Here is a 20,483-nt window from a genome sequence, read left to right on the forward strand (position 1 = left end):
AAAAAACATTTGTTTTTCTCAAATAAGATTGCCAATTTTGCATGCGTAGAAGTTTTGCTTAATTAATAAATGTATTTATAGCCGTTATGAGTGAAATAAATCATGTCGGGTTGTGGAATCGTTGTCTTGAAATTATAAGAGACAATGTTCCCGAACAGACATATAAAACATGGTTTCTCCCCATTATTCCTTTAAAATATGAGGACAAAACACTGGTCGTACAAGTGCCCAGCCAGTTCTTTTATGAATTTTTGGAGGACAAGTTTGTGGACTTGTTGCGTAAAACTCTTTATAAAGTAATTGGTGAAGGGACGAAATTAATGTATAACGTAATGGTAGATAAAAGTTCCCGTCCAGAAAAGACGGTCAATTACGAATCCACCAACCGCACCATCATTCCACAAAAGACGGTAATTGACAAACAGATTCCACAAATAATCGTTCCGGAACTCGATCCTCACTTGAATCCGGAATACAATTTTGAAACTTTCATCGAAGGCTATAGCAACAAGCTGTCCCGCAGTGTCGCAGAAGCCGTTGCCCTCAATCCTGCCAAAACGATATTCAACCCACTATTTCTATATGGTGCTTCCGGTGTAGGCAAAACACACCTTGCCAATGCTATCGGGACCAAAATAAAGGAATTATATCCAGAAAAGCGGGTGTTATACGTATCTGCACATCTATTTCAGGTACAGTACACTGATTCTGTACGTAACAACACCACTAACGACTTTATCAACTTCTACCAGACAATTGACATACTGATTATTGATGATATCCAAGAATTTGCAGGCGTTACAAAGACGCAAAATACATTCTTCCACATCTTTAATCATTTGCATCAGAACGGAAAGCAACTCATTCTCACTTCAGACCGCGCTCCCGTACTATTACAAGGAATGGAAGAACGCCTCATTACCCGCTTCAAATGGGGAATGGTAGCCGAATTGGAGAAACCGACAGTAGAACTTCGTAAAAATATTCTGCGCAACAAAATACATCGTGACGGGCTGCAGTTTCCACCGGAAGTAATTGATTATATTGCAGAAAACGTAGGAGACAGTGTACGTGATTTGGAAGGCATCGTTATTTCAATCATGGCACATTCTACGATCTATAACAAAGAAATAGATTTGGAGTTGACTCAACGCATCGTACGAAAAGTAGTCAACAGCGAAAGCAAATCAATCACCGTTGATGACATTATCAATACCGTATGTAAGCATTTCGGTTTGGACACCGCAACTATTCATACTAAATCAAGAAAACGAGAAGTAGTTCAGGCACGTCAGATAGCCATGTTTTTAGCCAAAAATTATACAGACTTCTCCACAGCCAAGATTGGAGCTTTAATAGGTCACAAAGATCACGCCACTGTACTGCATGCCTGCAAAACCATCAAAGAGTTAAAGGAAGTGGATAAATCATTCCGGGCTGAAATCGACGAAATTCAGTCTGTATTAAAGAAGGGATAAAATGAAATATTGATTATGGGACATCCAATAATCAATATTTACATTCAAAATCCTTGTTTCTTCATCGCGTTCCAAAGATTCTCAGACATCATTTCACCGTCTTTCTTTGTATAGCGTACATCTGTAAAAACCTGAGCTAACGTTTCCTTGTTATTGTCCCGAATAAACTGTATGTTTTCCGGAAGTGCTTCTTTATAACAATACAATCGGTCTATATCTTCGGAAGTATAATCATGGTAAGTTTCATCATGTACTATTGCCTCCAAAGGAAGACGATCTACTTGAGCTGGTATCTCAGCAGGCCATCCCACAGTCACCGTAGTTATAGGAAATACCAGTTCAGGCAATTCCAAAGCTTCAATGATCATTTGGGGGTTATATGTAGTAGTTCCTAAATAGCAAATTCCCAATCCCTTTTCTTCAGCAGCAACACAAAAAGTCTGAGCAAACAACAATGCATCTACAGCACCGGTCACAAACCATTCAAAATTGTCATAACCCGGTTCAGCCTTCCGATGTTCACACCACTTACTGAAACGCCGCAAGTCTATGCAAAAAGTAAGAACTACCGGAGCTGTTTGTATCATAGGCTGATTAAAGTGTGCGGGAGACAACTTAGCTTTACGCTCAGCATCACGCGTCACAATTACACTATAAATCTGCATATTCCCCACTGTAGAAGCGCGAGAAGATACTTTAAGCAAATCGTTTAACAAATCAGAAGAAAGATCTTTCTTCTGATAATGTCGGATCGTTCTCCTTTCTTTCAAGCTTTCCATTCTTTCTTTTTTTGCAAAGATATAAAAAGAATCACAAACTGTCATTTAATCCTGCCATAAAACTTTAACAGACTTTCTAAAAAAGAATAAGTATCCCGACCTGATACCCGATTCATTATTTCTTTTTTAGAGAACTATTTAGTTAATTTAATTATCCAATCATTTAGTTATCAACAATTTGTTCATTACAAATAGGAAACATTCAATTAGTTAATAAAAACATTCTTTTTTGTTTTGCCAAGTAGAAAAACATTCATAGCTTTGCAAAATCATTTGTTAACAGTAAGTAAGACTTCTACAAATTTACTTATTTACAACTAAATCTAAGAGATACAGCATCGTGGAAAAAAAAATTTATTCTTATGACGAATCCTACGAAGAATCCTTACGATACTTCCAAGGTGACGAATTGGCTGCCAGAGTTTGGGTAAACAAATATGCGGTCAAAGATTCTTTCGGAAATATTTACGAAAAGTCTCCGGAAGATATGCATTGGAGAATAGCCAATGAAATAGCGAGGATTGAAGCCAAGTACCCCAACGCATTAAGTTCGGAAGAATTGTTCAACTTGTTAAACCACTTCAAGTATATTGTTCCGCAGGGAAGCCCAATGACTGGAATCGGTAATAATTATCAAGTAGCATCCCTGTCCAACTGTTTTGTAATCGGTGTAGATGGTGAAGCTGACTCTTATGGTGCGATTTTTAAAATAGATGAGGAACAAGTGCAGCTAATGAAGCGCCGCGGTGGTGTGGGACATGACCTCTCGCATATCCGTCCCAAAGGATCACCGGTTAAAAATTCCGCATTAACTTCTACCGGATTAGTTCCCTTCATGGAACGCTATTCAAATTCAACCCGTGAAGTAGCACAAGACGGTCGTCGCGGTGCATTGATGTTAAGTGTGTCCATCAAGCATCCAGATTCTGAGGCATTCATTGATGCAAAAATGACAGAAGGCAAAGTCACAGGAGCCAATGTCTCCGTAAAACTTACAGATTCTTTCATGCAAGCTGCCATTGAAGGAAAACCATACACGCAACAATATCCGATTGATGCTGCAGAACCTATTTTCAAAAAGGAAATAGATGCTTCTGCCTTATGGAAAAAGATTGTGCACAATGCCTGGAAATCGGCAGAGCCCGGCGTACTTTTCTGGGATACCATCTTGAGAGAGTCCGTGCCTGATTGTTATGAAGATTTGGGCTATCGCACCATATCCACCAACCCCTGCGGTGAGATTCCTTTATGTCCGTATGATTCATGCCGTCTGCTTGCAATCAACCTATACTCTTATGTAATCAATCCATTCAAGTCGGATGCATATTTTGATTTTGATTTGTTCAAAAAGCACGTTGCATTGGCCCAGCGCATCATGGACGACATTATTGACCTGGAATTGGAAAAGATTGAGCGAATCATGAAAAAGATAGATTCTGACCCAGAAGATGAAGAAGTAAAACGGACAGAACTTAGTTTATGGCAGAAAATATATAAAAAAAGCAGACAAGGTCGTCGTACAGGAGTCGGAATTACGGCAGAAGGCGATATGCTTGCAGCCTTAGGCCTACGTTACGGGACTGAAGAAGCGACTGAATTTTCTGAAAAAGTACACAAAACCGTTGCTCTCAATGCTTACCGTTCTTCAATAGAAATGGCAAAGGAACGCGGTGCTTTTGAAATTTACAATACAGAGCGCGAAAAGGACAATCCGTTCATCAACCGTCTTCGTGAAGCTGATCCGGAACTCTATGAAGAAATGAAAAAATACGGACGCCGTAATATTGCTTGCCTCACCATTGCTCCCACCGGGACTACCAGTCTAATGACACAGACCACTTCCGGCATAGAACCTGTATTTTTGCCCGTATATAAGCGACGCCGTAAAGTAAATCCGAATGATACAAACGTCCATGTTGACTTTATAGACGAAACCGGTGATGCTTTTGAAGAGTATATCGTATTTCATCCTAAATTCGTGACTTGGATGGAAGCTCAAGGTTACAATCCTGCCAAACGATATACCCAAGAAGAAATTGATACCATGGTGGAAAAGTCACCATATTACAAAGCAACTTCCAATGATGTGGACTGGCTGATGAAAGTTAAGATGCAAGGACGTATCCAAAAGTGGGTGGACCACTCTATCAGCGTTACAATCAACCTGCCAAACGATGTAGATGAAGAACTGGTGAACCGTTTGTATGTGGAAGCATGGAAGTCGGGATGCAAAGGATGTACCGTTTATCGCGACGGTTCCCGTTCTGGTGTACTTATATCGACCAAAAGTGACAAAAAAGAAGGATTACCCCCATGCAAACCACCTACGGTGGTTGAAACTCGTCCTAAAATTCTGGATGCAGATGTTGTACGTTTCCAGAACAACAAAGAAAAATGGGTAGCATTCGTCGGTTTACTGGACAACCACCCATACGAAATCTTCACCGGTGTGCTTGATGATGACGAGGGTATCATTCTGCCAAAAAATGTGACATCTGGTCATATTATCAAAAATATAGACGAAAATGGGAACAAGCGTTATGACTTTCAGTTTGAAAATAAGCGCGGATATAAAGTCACCATTGAAGGGCTGTCCGAAAAGTTCAATAAAGAATATTGGAACTACGCCAAACTGATTTCTGGAGTATTACGTTACCGTATGCCTATTGAGCAGGTTATCAAGTTAGTAGGTTCTCTGCAACTGGATAGCGAAAATATCAATACTTGGAAAAATGGTGTAGAACGCGCTCTAAAAAAATATATCCAAGATGGTACAGAAGCCAAAGGCAAGAAATGTCCTAACTGTGGCAATGAAACACTGGTCTATCAGGAAGGCTGCCTTATCTGTAAGACCTGTGGCGCTTCCCGTTGCGGATAAGGTTATGACAAGCACAAACGTTTGCATAGGAATTTAAATGACTTAGACAATGATAGCTGCATGGTTATGAGGAATATTTTCTATACTTGCATAATCATTGCAGCTATTGTTATTTCTAAATCTAATATATATGATACTATCATTTAATATTGAATACCGCACCAGTTGGGGTGAAGAAGTCAGAGTTTCTGGCTCCATTCCCGAACTTGGCAACGATCGTTCAAACGACGCCATTCCTCTAAGTACCATAGACGGCATTCATTGGAATGCCAAAGTAGATATACAGTCACCGGAACACAGTATTATCCGGTACTGTTACCATATTTATCGTGACGGAAAGGTCATACGTACGGAATGGAACAGTTTTTCCCGCACTCTCCATGTGGAAGGCACTCCAAAGAAGATCTATCGCATAGAGGATAACTGGAAAAATTTACCGGAACAACAGTATTTCTATTCCTCCGCATTCACAGAATCTTTGTTGGCACACCACGAGCGCAGTGCAGCTCCCAAAAGCTATAAAAGAGGAGTGCTGATTAAAGCATATGCTCCGTGCATTAACAGTGACCACTGTTTGGCTATTTGCGGTAACCAAAAAGTACTGGGAGACTGGAATCCGGATAAAGCCATACTAATGAGCGATACTGCTTTTCCAGAATGGCAAGTAGAGGTAGATGCCAGTAAAATCAGTTTCCCTTTAGAATACAAGTTTATTCTTTTCAACAAAAAAGAACACCGCGCCGTAGCTTGGGAAAATAATCCCAATCGCTATATAGCCAACCCGCAAATAGGAACCGACGAAACATTGGCAATAGGTGACCGTTATGTTTACTTCAGCCTTCCTCCCTGGAAAGGTGCTGGTGTAGCCGTACCGGTATTCTCTCTACGTTCTGAAAAAAGTTTTGGAGTGGGCGATTTCGGTGATTTGATACGCATAATCGACTGGGCAGTAGCTACTCATCAAAAAGCTGTACAAATTCTGCCTATCAATGACACTACCATGACACATACATGGACAGACTCTTATCCCTACAACAGCATTTCTATCTATGCTTTCCATCCGATGTACATGGATTTACAACAATTGGGAAAGTTGAAAGACAAGAGTCTAATGACAGAATTCAACAGACGACAGAAAGAATTGAACACCTTTCCTACTGTAGATTATGAAGCCGTAAACCGGACGAAATGGGAGTATTTCCATTTGATTTACAAACAAGAGGGCGAAAAAGTTTTGGCATCGGAAGCTTTCAAAACATTTTATAAGACCAATAAGGAATGGCTGCAACCATACGCTGTATTCAGTTACTTACGGGATGCCTATAAAACTCCAAACTTTCGTGAATGGCCCAAATACAGCATATACAATATTCGGGAGACTGAAAAACTTTGCGAACCGACATCCGCCGATTACCCTCATATTGCCATTTACTATTATATCCAATTCAACCTCCATCTACAACTACTTGCCGCCACAGAACATGCACGTGCCAATGGTGTGGTACTGAAAGGTGACATTCCCATAGGCATAAGCCGTAATAGCGTAGATGCATGGACAGAGCCCCATTATTTCAACTTAAACGGTCAGGCCGGTGCTCCACCCGATGACTTCTCTGTAAACGGACAGAACTGGGGTTTTCCTACTTACAACTGGGACATAATGGAAAAAGATGGTTATGCCTGGTGGATGAAGCGCTTCCGCAAGATGTCGGAATACTTTGATGCCTATCGTATAGACCACATCCTCGGCTTCTTCCGTATTTGGGAAATACCGATGGATGCCGTACATGGGTTGTTGGGACAATTTGTACCGGCCTTACCTATGACACGTGAAGAAATTGAAGGGTACGGTCTGACATTCCGATACGAGTATCTGAAACCTTATATCCACGAACACTTCCTCAAACAAGTATTCGGTCCCCATACAGAAACGGTAAAACAGATATTTATCGAGCCAACAGACACATGGGAAATTTACCGTATGCGTCCGGAGTTCGACACCCAGCGCAAGGTTGAAGCATACTTTGCCGGAAAAACTGATGAAGACAGCATTTGGATTCGAGACGGTCTGTATGCACTTATCAGTGATGTGTTGTTTGTTCCTGACCGGAGCGACGCCAACAAATACCATCCCCGTATCGGTGTACAACACGATTACATCTACCGTGCCTTGAACGATTGGGAAAAGGCTGCATTCAACCGCCTATATGACCAATACTATTATCACCGCCACAATGATTTCTGGGGGCAACAGGCCATGAAGAAACTGCCCCAGCTCACACAATCCACACGTATGCTGGTATGTGGAGAAGACCTCGGAATGATTCCCGACTGTGTGGCATGGGTAATGAATGATTTACGCATCCTTTCTCTGGAAATACAGCGTATGCCCAAAGACCCATCTCAGGAGTTCGGGTATCCAGACCAATATCCGTATCGCTCAGTCTGCACTATTTCCACACACGACATGTCCACCCTACGTGGCTGGTGGGAAGAAGATTTCCAACAGACGCAACGATATTATAACACTATATTGGGGCATTACGGTGCTGCCCCCGCCATAGCTACGCCTGAACTTTGTGAAGAAGTGATTCGCAACCACCTGTACAGCAACTCTATCCTCTGCATCCTATCTCTGCAAGATTGGATGTCAATAGACGGCAAATGGCGCAATCCAAATGTACAGGAGGAGCGTATCAACATCCCTGCCAACCCACGCCACTACTGGCGTTGGCGCATGCATTTGACACTGGAACAGTTAATGAACGCCGAGAGTCTGAATGAAAAAATCAAAAGTCTGATAGGCAATACTCAGAGAGAAATTATCCCAATATGAACAGTCACATTTTTTTAGAAAATATTCGTTTCTTCGCCTACCACGGGGTAGGCGAACAAGAAACACTGGTCGGCAATGAATTTACTGTCAGTCTCCGCTTAAAAGTCGATATACAACGTGCTGCAAAGACAGACAATGTAGCTGATACCGTCAGCTATGCCGATGTCTATGAGGCGGTAAAGGCAGAGATGATAATTCCGTCCAAACTGCTGGAACATGTCTGTGAACGAATCATCTCCCGGCTGTTCAGTGAGTTTTCCCAAATAGAAGAAATAGAACTGAAACTGGCAAAACGCAATCCACCTATGGGAGCTGACATCGAAAATGCAGGCATAGAGATAAGTCAACGGCGCGGCGAATAGCGACGTATCTTTTTATAATAAAGCAATTTTTCATTTATTCCGAAATTCTTGGGATGTGTAAAAATGATTTTAGCAGCAAAGATACGATAGATGTAGCGGTTGGTTTCCTCTACCAAACGGAGTTCCAATGCTTCATCCACTTGTTGCCGTTCCAGTTCGGCACGAATACGTGCCTGCCCTATGTTGTAGCTTTGCGCCACAGCTACCCAATCCTTAAACTTAGCATAAGCGTCATGCAAATAACGGCAAGCTGCGTCAGTGGACTTTCGCAAGTGAAAGCGCTCATCTACCCGGTTGTTAACCGTCAGTCCATAGTCATCCGCTGTTCCTGCCATAAACTGCCACAATCCGGCAGCCCCCTTTCCAGAACAGACATAAGGATTCATTCCACTCTCCACCACCATCAGATACTTGAAATCATCGGGGATATTGTTGGCACTCAGGATAGGTTCTACCACCGGAAAATAAAAATTGGCACGCTGTACCAATAAAGATGAAAGTCCTGAGAGTGACGACAGTTCCCGTTGCAATTTTCGCTTTCTCTCATGAGTACTCAAGTCTATTATCTGACCGCAGAAATCCAGAATATTCTCATCATCCAATGTATATCCCGACGGGCAAGAATCCACTTCCATAATGTAATAGTCGGCGGGCAGATTGGGCTGTGCCATGCAGGGCAGCGAATCGGGCTCTTGCGAAAAGACCGTTTGCGAAAAGAGAAAAACGAGAGTTCCGATAACGGGCAGAAAAAAATGACGCTTCATGACAAACTGTTATTTAGGAAACGGCTGCAAAGGTACAAATTTACTAATTGGCAGACAAAAAATAAAGATGCAAGTTTCTTACTTATTTCTATTATGGCAGATACTTTCCTTAACCCACCTGCCACCTATATAGACCTTTTAAGAACAAAAAACACCCAACTATATACCATAAACAAAATGTAAGAGGCTGTGTCATTGTTTTAACACAGCCTCAATGATTTATAAAATTACCAGAATAGTTCAGATAACATTAAAAACACCAATTAATTCTGAAGAGGGAAGGTATAAAGTTCACCATTATTATTATCAAATTTAGAGCCTTTTAAAGGTAAATCAAGCAATGACTTGTCGCCAGTATAATAAGTGGCCCAATTCCATAACTTCGTTTCATCGTCAGAGATTTGACCTGTTTCATGGTTACGCTTTTTACCATTACAAGGATAATAAAGTAAAAGTCCTTTTTCAGTAGGATTAACCATTTTCCAAACAAACTCCTTCACCTGCTTGGCGTTGCGAGCAACATCCCAAAAACGTACCTCACGTACAAATTCATTAGCTCCTGAAAGCCAGAATCCAATCAAGCCATAGGCTCCCTCTCTAATTTGCTGTTCAGCTACCAAATCACCATTTACATAAATCAGTGTATTTTTACCGTCATAAACAAAAGTGAGCATATACCACTCATTAGGTTTGGCCGCAAATTTACTCTTATCCACATCAATTTGCGAAGCACCCGTCTTAATCTGTAACTGATTCGGTTCAATAGTTACATCACCAAAACGAGTATATATTTCGTCCATCGGACCTGAATTCTGAATTAGCTTTGTCCCGGCAATTGCTTTGTTATTTGACTTGTAAGCCGAACGCTTGATCATTACCTCCATAGTCCACTGATTCACCTTAAAATCTTGTGGAAACATTTTATCACTTCCAATTTCACTGCCCGCCATTTTCAAGACCTTAGTGCGTGTCAGTTTCTCTAAAATGACTATAGCTTCATCTTCTCCGGGTACAATATTGGTACTTCCTCTATTAATTCGGATAGGCAAAGCATAATCTCCTTCTATCGAAAATTGAATGTTTTTCAAATTAACCGGTAAAATTTGCATGGTCACATCTTTTTCAAAATCCAATGTTGAAGGTACTTCGTACATTTCTTTGGGAAGCAGCAAATAAGAGGTAAAGTTCTTTTTATTATATGCATCCAATTGTGCTTGGTCACCTGTTGTCAAAGTCACATTGTTATTCTTTTCCTCTTTTACAGTCAGACCTACTCTCACATCTTTGATAAAGTAGTCTTTTCCTTCTTCTGCAAAAATCTGAACAGGCCCCTTAGCAGCAATGTATGCCCCCTGCTGACTGCCAAACTCTTTCAATGAATCAACATACAATTCATTTTGGCAACTTGTCAGAGCAAGTACACTTACCAATATTTTTAATATATTCTTCATGTTCTTAGGTTTTTATTAATTGTTATTGATATTTCCCCGGATATTTTTGATTTCCATAATATAAAGCTTTGCGCAACCACTTATAGGGAGGATCATTCTTGTAATCATATTCCATATGGTAAGTTCCGATACCACCGATACGCAAACCACTGAGTAAATCCAATGTTGCATAATCCAAAATCTGCGTTCCTTCTTCCCCATTCAAATCCGGGCGCACACTACGGAAGTGAGAAATTCCTCCTGTCCTCCAACCTCGTTCAAACTCTACAGTAATGATTGTCTTACGTTCCCAATCTGTAAGGTGTGGTTTCGTAATCTTACTTATAACTTGGTTTGTTGAAGATTCCCAATAAGCCTGATAGATATAGTGATCTATCATCTTTGAAGTTTCCATGTTACATTTATCCGGCTGTCCATCCATTACCAGCAACATGTCTTTACCAGTTTCTTTTTTATGAACTTTGAAGCGGTCATAAAGTGTTTTAATGAAGCGATACATAGCAATATTACCTGATGTCTCGCCAATAGACTGATTATCTGCCAAAGTTCCACTATGTCCGTATCCTGGTTCATAATCAATATCGAAACCATCTAAGTTGAATTTGATAATGGTATCGGCAATGGCATTCGCATAAGCTTCGACACCTTTCAAGCGGTCACCACCTCCCAATTCCTGTACCCAATATTGAGTAGGATTTTTTCCTTCCGGAGTAATGGCTGAGCCAATATCCTGAATAATCCAGCATAATAAAGCCTTACCTCCTTTCACGTTTTGAAAAAACTTTAAATCGGCTTTCTGCTCGGGAGAAAAGTTTCCACGAGCTCCCCATAAGGAAACAAAATCAACACTATCTGGCAGGCATTTCAAATAATTCTGTTCATTGGTTCCTTTACCAGTCCAGTTTCCGAACCATCCGAATCCTTTCACATGAGGAGACGGGCGATACTCTTCTCTCAGTTTACGATAATAAGCACGTTCAGAAGGCATCAGGTCTTCCTCTGACTGTGCTTCTAAAAAAGGAATAATCCGGTCAATAGTTTCCTGTTCAGGAAATACTTCGCGTTCGGTATCTGTCCAGGCCGAGCAACTGGTAAAAATCAAAGCGAACCAATATATATATACTAAAAACGTCAATTTCATACTTTTCATATTATCTCCATTCTAAGTTCATTATTATCTTTGCACAGGTCTATCGGAACGTACCCACCAGAGTTTGGTACTACCTTTATCCGGTCCTCCCAGCAAGGTAGTAGTCTGTCGCATACCTTCTTCATTTCCTTTATATTCATCGGCTGAAAATTTAAAGCGCTCCGGAGTACGGGCAGTAGCTTCCGCACCAATCTTATTGGGGAAGGTTGTATCATACAATCTCATCAGGTAAGGATAGCCCGTACGACGATATTCCGTCCAAGCTTCCACTCCATTGGGATACAAAGCAATGTACTTTTGAGTTATAATCTGTTGTAGTTTTTTCTCGGTTCCGGCAGCAGCATCCCACTTCGGAGAAACATTGCCTTCTTGAATATTGGAAGAATACGAATTCCCCCAAGTAGCATAATAATAGTTATAAACAGTTATCTCAGCAGGAAGCCCATCTCCATTATTCAAATAAGCCGAAGCGGCATCTGAATTGATCCCCCACTCATCCATCGACATTTTTACACCAGCTTCATACAATGCCTGTGCATCTCCTTCAATCAGCTTGAACAAAGCTGCCTCTGCTTTCAAAAAGAACACCTCAGAAGCTCTAAACCAATAAAGAGGATCACTGTTGGTAACTTTCGGAGCAGAGGCAAACTCCGCCGTATTTTCCCCTTCACCCTTAGTTTCCGCATTTCCCGGAGCAATAGCAAAATAGTCCTCTTCACCATAAGCCCTTCCTTTGGTATAATACTTCTCAATACGAGGGTCTTTATAGCCCTTCAAATAAGCCCATGCAGTAGCACCCATGCGATTCTCTTTATAATCGATGGTGGCAATCAAAGAGTTTAGCAAAGGAAGTTTTGGGGAACTACCAATCTTAGCTTCATCAGCTTTCGTTTCAATTACACCACCATTGCGTGAATCCAATGCTTTGATTGCATATTCTTTAGCCAAATCCGGTGCTACATAACGCATACGTATAGCCATTCGGAGCATCAGTGAGTTGGCAAACTTCACCCACTTGGCAGGTTCTCCATTATATATCAAGTCGTACTTCGGCATAATTTTCGAAGCGGATTTATTCAATGTGTTGACACAAGCCTCCAAATCCTTTAACATATACTTATACACATCTTCCTGCTTATCCGGATTCGGAGCCAATGAGCCCTTCCCGGCATTAGAATAAACAATAGGTCCGAAGCAGTCGGTAGCACGTAGCCAACCCGCAACGCGCACAATGTTGAATATTGACATAATTTCCTGCTTTTCCATATCTTCACTAGTTCCGATCTTTTGATAGATCTGCACCCAAGGCTGATATACTTTCATGTAAAGCTGTTCGTAAGCATAGTGCATCCGGTTGTCTGTGAAATCCCAAGTGGCTTCCGTACTCATCTTCCAATTATTGTTCATGCCGAAGTAACCTACATATTGTCCGGATGACATCACATCTGTCACAGCTAAGTCATTACCCGGTCCTGTTGTACTGGTAGGTGAACCGATAGGAACAACACGTTGCTGCATTTCCATTAACTGAGTGCCATAGATAAGACCACCGGCTTCCAATTCTTCATCTGTTACTCCGGTAGTACTTTTATTGATATTTACATAATCATCACAACCCGCAGTCAAGATTCCGCAAGAGGCAAGCAATAATAAATATTTCTTTATTTTCATAATCTTCATTTTTATCGATAATTAGAAAGCGAACTTCAAACTAAATCCGTAAGTACGATTACTCGGCAACATAAAGTAGTCATATCCTTGACCAAATGTCCCTGTTGAAGCTGTCAGTTCCGGATCGAACGGAGCCTTATTATAAATCATCCAAAGGTTCGTAGCATAAACAGAGAGATTAACACCTTTCACTACGTTACCAAACCATTTATCAGGGAATGTATAACCAATACTTGCTTCCCGCAAGCGAACATTGGTAGCAGAATATACATAATAAGCATCCAAATCCTGAATGGTGGTATAATAATCTTCCGGCTGCATCTTAATATTTCCCAACATCATATAACCTTGTTCACGCGCAAGGGCAGATGCTTCAGACACACCGAATCTATCCAGATAAGCTTGTGTCTTAGAAATCACGTTTCCACCAATACGAGCCGTGAATAATACATTGGCATTAAATCCTTTATAACCCAAACCATGTCTCCACCCCAAGTTCCACTTCGGATTTACCGTACCTAATTTATATGGTGTTGTTGTTTCGGTAGTAATAGCTTGTCCGGGTGTATAAGCAACATATCCTTCTTCATTTCTTTCCACACGGCGATCGGCGTACAAAGTTCCAATCTCTCCGTCTTCACGCAAACGAAAACGGCCTATCTTAATATCACTCAAATCCAAAGGCTGCCCCGTAAGCGGATTGACCGCATCAGTCGGCAACTTCTTCAGTTTATTCTTATTTGTTGTGGCAGTAAATGTAGTATTGTAATTAAAATCGCCAAATGTCTGATCATAACCCAATGTCAACTCCAAACCTCTATTTTGTACATCACCGGCTTGTACATACAAATATTTATACCCACTGGTACCCGGCAAATCTGCCTTCAACAACTGATTATATGTATTAGAATGATAATATGTAAAGCCCAAAGTCAAAGTATTGTTGAACCAACGGCTATCAATACCTATTTCATAAGAACGGGTACGTTCTGCTTTAAAGTCCGAGAGTGGATAATACTCGAATGGAGCTACTGTACCATTTTCCAATTTATGGGTAATGGTTCCTGGTGTAAGACCCGTAAACGAAATCGGAGAACCAACTTCTGTAAAAGAAGCTCTTAACTTTAAGAACCCCAACACCGGAGATATGCTTTCGCGAAGTTCCGGAGAAATCAATTCTGTCAAAATGGCTGATACACCTACAGAGGGATAGAAGATCCACTCATTCTTGCTATTAACCAACTGTGAAGGTCGATCAGCACGTCCTGTAAGAGTAAGATAAACGGCAGACTTCCAAGAAAGCTCTGCGGAAGCAAAAGTAGCAAAATTACGCTTACGGCTATCCCCACCAGTTTCAGATACAGTAGCAACAGCGGGATTCACATTTCCATAAGTAAACTTATTGGGTATCAACAGAAGGTCTCCTCCATAGCCATGGCCTTTTGTGTCATATTCTTCAAAAGAGGCGCCTACATTGACTGTAGCATGATAAATTTCAGCAAATTGCTTGTCAAAATTCACCATAATATCCGCATACTTCTGACGAAAAGATTCATTGGAATAAGCATAACGACCATTTGTCTTGGCAAAAGTGCTGGTTGTAGAAGCATAACGTTTGTCTTCTTTCTCTGAATAAGTATTATCCAAGCGGAAACGGCCAGAAACATTTAGATAGTCGGTAATATCGTATTTTAAATTACCATAAAACATATAGCGGTCTTTTGTTTCAGGGCGTACATTGCGATAGGCTATCCAATATGGATTTTGTGCTTCTACCCCCATAGATCCCGGAGACCAGTTCTGTACATTATAGCCCAATTCCTTATCATATCGTTCAAAATACTTTTCTCCTTCAAAATTCATACCACGTGGATAAAGATAAATACCTACAATAGGATTGAAATAGACACCTGAGGAAATCATATTGTTGTAATACTCTCGTACATAGCTGGCAGAAAAATCCACAGTCAGTTTATCTTTCAAGAACTTAGCCGTATTACGAAAAGTAATATTATAACGGTTATACTTATTGTTTTCCACTATCCCATTTGAGTTGACAGCAGCACCGGACACATAAGTCTGGTTTTTCTCTGAACCAACAGAAAGATTGAACGAATTGGTAAACATTGTTCCTGTTTGATAGAAATCTTTCGGCTCCCAAGTAGCCGGATTCTCCAATCTATTTCCCCAAGAAAAATAGCTTCCATCTACATTTCCATATATATTCTGAAACTTAGGCAACACAAAAGGATTAGAAAGCTCTATTGAAGAAGCCACATTCACGCGCAATACCCCTTCTTTACCTTTTTTCGTATTAATCAAGATAACACCGTTTGCAGCACTGGCACCATAAAGAGCAGCGGCCGATGGGCCGGTCAATACAGAAATGCTTTCAATATCATCCGGATTAAAATTGGCAATGCCTTCACTGGATGCCTTGCTGTCAAAAGTGCTACCATCTCCTTCACGGTTGGCTTGATTTCCGATGGGTACACCATCTACCACATAAAGAACGTTATTATCACCGGCGATGGATTTGTTACCCCGCATTACGACACGCGTGCTACCACCGATCCCTGAAGCACTACGCTGAATGTTTACACCGGCTACCTTACCATTCAAGCTATTCATAAAGTTGGCATCTTTAATGGTAGTCAGTTCATCACCTCCCACTTTCTGAATATTATAAGAAAGTGCTTTCTCTGAACGTTTTATACCCAACGCCGTTACAACAACCTCATCTAGTTGCTCACTATCCTCTTTCATCAAGATATTCACAGGAGTAGTTCCCGTAATGGTAACCGTCTGTGTAACATAACCTACATAACTAATTTCAAGCACAGAACCTTTAGGTACTTGCAAACTGAAATTACCATTGATATCGGTTACAGTACCATTGGCAGTACCCCTCACCAAGATACTTACACCAATCAAAGGCTCTCCGTTAACGTCTTTTACATTCCCTTTAACTTTCACATTCTGATCTGATTGAACATGAGCAATCCGTTCCGACTTCGACAAAATAATGTGATTATTTACAATCGAATAAGTAACTGTTACACCTTTCAACACTTGAGAAAGAACTTTTGATACATTCTCATCTTTAGCAGTCACGGTTACATGATCCACCCCAGATACATCTTCTACGTTATACACTACGGACATGGATGTTTGTCGTCCGATTTCCTCCAAAACCTTAGCCAAAGGAGCATTAGTAAACTCCAAACTAACCTTTTGTTCCTGGGCAGAAGCTATGGTAGCCATCGGCACAGCTAACATTAAGAATAGAAAACAAAGGCATTTGTTTTTCAGTGATTTCTCCATTTCTTTAGTTAGAATTAAAAATTAAGTACTACATTCAGTTAACAATAAAATGCATTTTCGTTGTTTCACGATAATAATACAAATGAGAAATCCAATATACTAAACCAGAAGAATACTTTTTTTTATATTTGAATCATTTGGGAAACAAGACAAACCATCATGCTTCTCAATACACATCATTAGATCTGATTCACAATAGATTATAAAAAAAGCGTGAAAGCTTCTTGTTGAACAAAAAACTCCACGCTACGTAGAAATAAACAGTATCAATACAAAAAGTTACTCCTTTTGAAATGAAAATATCCGGATAGATGTATCTGATATACTATAACTAAAATGTTGGGTCAAAGCAAGGGTACTCAATATCTCCTCCAGTGAGGAATCGGTCTTAAACAGACAAGTAAAACGTTTTTCCTTCAATTGAGAATCACTGAACGTAAACTTCACGTTATAAACTTTAGACAGACTTTCTGCAATTTTCCCCAATGGGCAAGCGGTAAAGCACAGATCCCCCTTGATCCAAAGCAGTACCTCTTCCGGACAATTATAAGCATAAAGTTCGGAAATACCCTTCTCTGTATCCACCACCATTGTCTCTCCAGGTTTCAACACTTGCCTTGCATCAGTCTGTCCCCCACAATACATCTGCACTGACCCACTTAACAGGGTAGTGGCTACCTTATGTTCACTCTCACGCGCACGTACATTGAATTTTGTACCCAATACCTGTGTACGAACACCCTGACTACTCACCACAAAAGGCTTGAGCACATTCCGCTTCACCTCGAAGTAAGCCTCACCCTTCAGATAAGCCTTTCGCTCTCTGCTCAACCAACCTGACTCATACGACAATTGCGTGGATGAATTGAGCCAGACAGATGTTCCATCAGGCAAAATTACCCGTGCACGCTGCCCCATGGCTGTGCTAACTTCATAATGTGAATCTTCACCATATACACCCATCAACACCCCGACAGCCAATATCAATCCGCCGAGAAAAGCTGCGGCAGTACCACCATAGCGTTGCCACAACAGACGCATCCGTTCCGATGAAGTCCGTTTCACAGAGGCTACCATATTCTTTTTATCTACCCGACTACGGAATGTATTCAAAGCAGCCTCCACATCAGCCGCTTCATATGCTTCAGAGCGTTGAGCCAGAGTCAGCGTATAATACACCTGCTCCAATAGCCGATGATTCTCATCTGACCGATCCACCCATTCTTCCACCTCTTCACTCTCCTGATCTGAAAGTTCACCATTTAAATAGGAAAGTAATATAGTTTCTTCCATACATCTCAGTTTAATACCTTTTTCTGCGAAAACTATTTATGTTGATAATAATACAACTAAGAATGCAAATATACTAAAGCAAATATTATAAAAAACATAAATAGGGAACTAAATCCTTTTATAGCTGTTTAAAAGGAAATAAAAAAGATTTAGTTATTGCGACATTCAGAATAATAACATATTTTTGTCATAAATCAGAATTGAAGGATACCTCTTTCACCTAACTATAGATACGATATTCAACAAAGAATTTATGGAGAATAATGCCCTAACTACCCAAGCGATAAAATGCGGTGACCGGACTGCCTTTGAAGTTTTTTATCGTTTCTATTACAAAGGGTTATGTGCCTTTGCTTCTCAGTATATTCCTTTGGTTGAAGCTGAGGAAATTGTACAAGACACCATGCTGTGGATATGGGAAAACCGCGAAAGTCTCGACACTTCCCTCTCCTTAAAGAGTTTTTTATTCACCATAGTAAAGAACAAGGCTTTAAACCACCTCACCCACGAAGAGATTCGGCGCAAAGTACATCAATCCATTGCCAAGAAATATCAAGAGGAATTCGAATCTCCCGACTTCTACCTCAACAATGAGTTATTTCTGCTTTATCGCACGGCACTTGCCAAACTGCCACCCGAGTTCCGACTTGTCTTTGAAATGAATCGCAAAGAACACCTTACCCACAAAGAGATAGCCCGACAGTTGAATATCTCTCCACAAACCGTGAACTACCGCATCGGACAGGTTCTAAAGATACTGCGTACAGAGTTAAAAGATTATCTACCACTATTGCTGACACTGCTTCCCCATCTCTAAAGATTTATCTAAAGAAAAAAGTGTGCAACCTATGATGTTTTTTGATCAGTTCGCTTAATTACCAAAGAATGTCCATGTCATGAACTTCGTTTTCGTTTTCGCTTCTTTTCCTGCTCTACTGCCTCGGCAACCACAGGTTTATTCTCAAAACGTTTGGTATAATTAGTATAATCAGGGACAGTACGTTCATATATTGGATCAAGGAACAGCGGGCTGGAAATGATATGATCTGCCGTGCTTCGATTACAACAGAAAACAATATTCTCTACACTTGCGAGACGCGTCAACGCCTTCACATCCGTATCATGCGGTTGGAGAGTCATCGGATCTGTGAAAAAAAACAAGTAATCAATTTCTCCGTCCACAATGCGCGACCCCATCTGCTGATCACCACCTAAAGGACCAGATTTGAGAATTGTAAAATCCCACTCTACATCAGGATGCTTTTCTTTCAGTGCCTCAAGAATAAGAGTACCGGTAGTTCCCGTACAATAAAACTTATGTCCCATCAGCAATTCCGAATTCCAGAGCACCCATTCTATGAGATCTTTCTTCATAGCATCGTGTGCCACCAATCCAATTTTTCTAATTAATTTTTCCATAAGGCAATGTCTTTGAAGATTAAACAATCAGAAACCGATAACAGTTCTTACAATTGAGAAAAGAATTTCTTCCCATGCAAATAAAACTGCACTAATATACTGTTTTTTGTCCGTTCCGGTATCACAGAAAGGCACGTTTTCCTTAGATTTTCCTCACGAGATGCAGCGAATGAGGAACGAAGCGAGACATAGGCACGACGTGCACGAACCACGGCCCAAGCATTGGGAAACTGCCCGCGCAAGAAGAAGTTCAACGCTGCCACATAGTCCAATACAGCACGCACACGCATCACGGAAGTTAAATCTTCCTGCGGCAAATTCTTATACAGCATAACAAGATTGTTACGGAAATTAAGGAAAGTCTTACAGGGATTCTCTTTTTTCAGGGTAGCACCACCCACATGGAACACCACACTTTGAGGAACACAGACCAATCCACGTCCACGGGCGCGAAGTCGCCAGCATAAATCAATTTCTTCCATATGGGCAAAGAAACGCCCGTCCAACCCGCCTGCTTCCAGATAATCTTTTAAACGGATAAACAAAGCCGCCCCTGTAGCCCAGAATACGGGAAGCACCGTGTCATACTGTCCCCTGTCCGCCTCTACCATGCCCATGACTCGTCCCCGGCAGAAAGGATATCCATAACGGTCGATAAAGCCACCTGCTGCTCCGGCATATTCGAACTCCTCTCTTTTTCGCCAACTGCGTATCTTCGGCTGGCATGCAGCCACATCCGTATGAGTGTCCATATATTCCTGCAACGGCATAAGCCAATTCTCAGTCACCTCCACATCGGAGTTTAGCAATACAACATACTCCGCTGCATCCACCTGGCTCAATGCCAGATTATATCCATCAGCAAAGCCATGATTCTCACCTAACAATATCTGGCGCACGGAAGGAAATTCACAACGAAGCATTTCCACGGAAGCATCCGTCGATCCATTATCCGCGACGTAAACTGCTACCCCGTCCGCTTTGGAAAAACGCACTACAGAAGGCAAAAACGAACGGAGCATATCGCATCCGTTCCAATTCAATATGACAACAGCTATCTTATCCATATATTTCAGGT

The 20,483-nt window shown here is 41.0% G+C and carries 14 protein-coding genes; 5 read left to right on the plus strand and 9 right to left on the minus strand.

The genetic code is table 11. The features are described 5' to 3' along the window. Positions 1 to 86 precede the first annotated feature (86 nt). A complete protein-coding gene (gene dnaA / locus BACHE_RS00005; RefSeq protein ID WP_013545670.1) occupies positions 87 to 1,478 on the plus strand; it encodes a chromosomal replication initiator protein DnaA in 1,392 nt (463 codons plus the stop codon). Between the two features lie 44 nt (positions 1,479 to 1,522). Here the strand turns inward: dnaA and BACHE_RS00010 are convergent, their stop codons facing one another. Further along, positions 1,523 to 2,257, minus strand: a complete 735-nt coding sequence (locus tag BACHE_RS00010) for an NADPH-dependent oxidoreductase (RefSeq protein ID WP_013545671.1) — start codon at positions 2,255 to 2,257, stop codon at positions 1,523 to 1,525. A gap of 340 nt (positions 2,258 to 2,597) precedes the next feature. Here BACHE_RS00010 and BACHE_RS00015 point away from each other — a divergent pair, with 340 nt between their 5' ends. From BACHE_RS00015 to folB, 3 genes are all read left to right on the plus strand, one after another. Then, positions 2,598 to 5,135, plus strand: coding sequence for an adenosylcobalamin-dependent ribonucleoside-diphosphate reductase (locus tag BACHE_RS00015; protein ID WP_013545672.1), 2,538 nt, complete (start codon positions 2,598 to 2,600; stop codon positions 5,133 to 5,135). A 130-nt stretch (positions 5,136 to 5,265) separates the two neighbouring features. Then, entirely contained in the window at positions 5,266 to 7,971 is a 2,706-nt protein-coding gene (locus tag BACHE_RS00020; RefSeq protein WP_013545673.1) for a 4-alpha-glucanotransferase, read from the plus strand. Continuing rightward, positions 7,968 to 8,333: a dihydroneopterin aldolase gene (folB, locus tag BACHE_RS00025; RefSeq protein ID WP_013545674.1), complete on the plus strand. Its 366-nt coding sequence runs from the start codon at positions 7,968 to 7,970 to the stop codon at positions 8,331 to 8,333. The genes BACHE_RS00020 and folB overlap by 4 nt, the downstream gene beginning before the upstream one ends. Here folB and BACHE_RS00030 read toward each other — a convergent pair. From BACHE_RS00030 to BACHE_RS00060, 6 genes are all read right to left on the minus strand, one after another. Beyond that, positions 8,315 to 9,097, minus strand: a complete 783-nt coding sequence (locus BACHE_RS00030) for a lytic transglycosylase domain-containing protein (RefSeq protein ID WP_013545675.1) — start codon at positions 9,095 to 9,097, stop codon at positions 8,315 to 8,317. The genes folB and BACHE_RS00030 overlap by 19 nt on opposite strands. Before the next feature lie 263 nt (positions 9,098 to 9,360). Then, positions 9,361 to 10,548, minus strand: a complete 1,188-nt coding sequence (locus BACHE_RS00040) for a BT_3987 domain-containing protein (RefSeq protein WP_013545676.1) — start codon at positions 10,546 to 10,548, stop codon at positions 9,361 to 9,363. A gap of 22 nt (positions 10,549 to 10,570) precedes the next feature. After that, positions 10,571 to 11,689: a glycoside hydrolase family 18 gene (locus tag BACHE_RS00045; RefSeq protein WP_013545677.1), complete on the minus strand. Its 1,119-nt coding sequence runs from the start codon at positions 11,687 to 11,689 to the stop codon at positions 10,571 to 10,573. Positions 11,690 to 11,722: 33 nt separating this feature from the next. Continuing rightward, on the minus strand, positions 11,723 to 13,369 hold the full coding sequence (locus BACHE_RS00050; RefSeq protein WP_013545678.1) for a SusD/RagB family nutrient-binding outer membrane lipoprotein: 1,647 nt from the start codon (positions 13,367 to 13,369) through the stop codon (positions 11,723 to 11,725). A gap of 21 nt (positions 13,370 to 13,390) precedes the next feature. Further along, complete coding sequence (locus BACHE_RS00055) at positions 13,391 to 16,693, minus strand: SusC/RagA family TonB-linked outer membrane protein (RefSeq protein WP_013545679.1); 3,303 nt, start codon at positions 16,691 to 16,693, stop codon at positions 13,391 to 13,393. 279 nt (positions 16,694 to 16,972) lie between these two features. Further along, a complete protein-coding gene (locus BACHE_RS00060) occupies positions 16,973 to 17,986 on the minus strand; it encodes a FecR domain-containing protein (protein ID WP_013545680.1) in 1,014 nt (337 codons plus the stop codon). A 253-nt stretch (positions 17,987 to 18,239) separates the two neighbouring features. Between BACHE_RS00060 and BACHE_RS00065 the strand changes: the two genes are divergently transcribed. After that, on the plus strand, positions 18,240 to 18,803 hold the full coding sequence (locus BACHE_RS00065; RefSeq protein ID WP_013545681.1) for an RNA polymerase sigma-70 factor: 564 nt from the start codon (positions 18,240 to 18,242) through the stop codon (positions 18,801 to 18,803). Between the two features lie 77 nt (positions 18,804 to 18,880). On the opposite strand, the gene BACHE_RS00070 is transcribed toward BACHE_RS00065, so the two are convergent. Both BACHE_RS00070 and BACHE_RS00075 read right to left on the minus strand, forming a co-directional pair. Further along, positions 18,881 to 19,405, minus strand: a complete 525-nt coding sequence (locus BACHE_RS00070) for a methylglyoxal synthase (RefSeq protein WP_013545682.1) — start codon at positions 19,403 to 19,405, stop codon at positions 18,881 to 18,883. A gap of 47 nt (positions 19,406 to 19,452) precedes the next feature. After that, a complete protein-coding gene (locus BACHE_RS00075) occupies positions 19,453 to 20,472 on the minus strand; it encodes a glycosyltransferase family 2 protein (RefSeq protein WP_013545683.1) in 1,020 nt (339 codons plus the stop codon). Positions 20,473 to 20,483: the final 11 nt, after the last annotated feature.

The sequence above is a fragment of the Bacteroides helcogenes P 36-108 genome, assembly GCF_000186225.1.
Taxonomy (GTDB): Bacteria; Bacteroidota; Bacteroidia; order Bacteroidales; family Bacteroidaceae; genus Bacteroides; species Bacteroides helcogenes.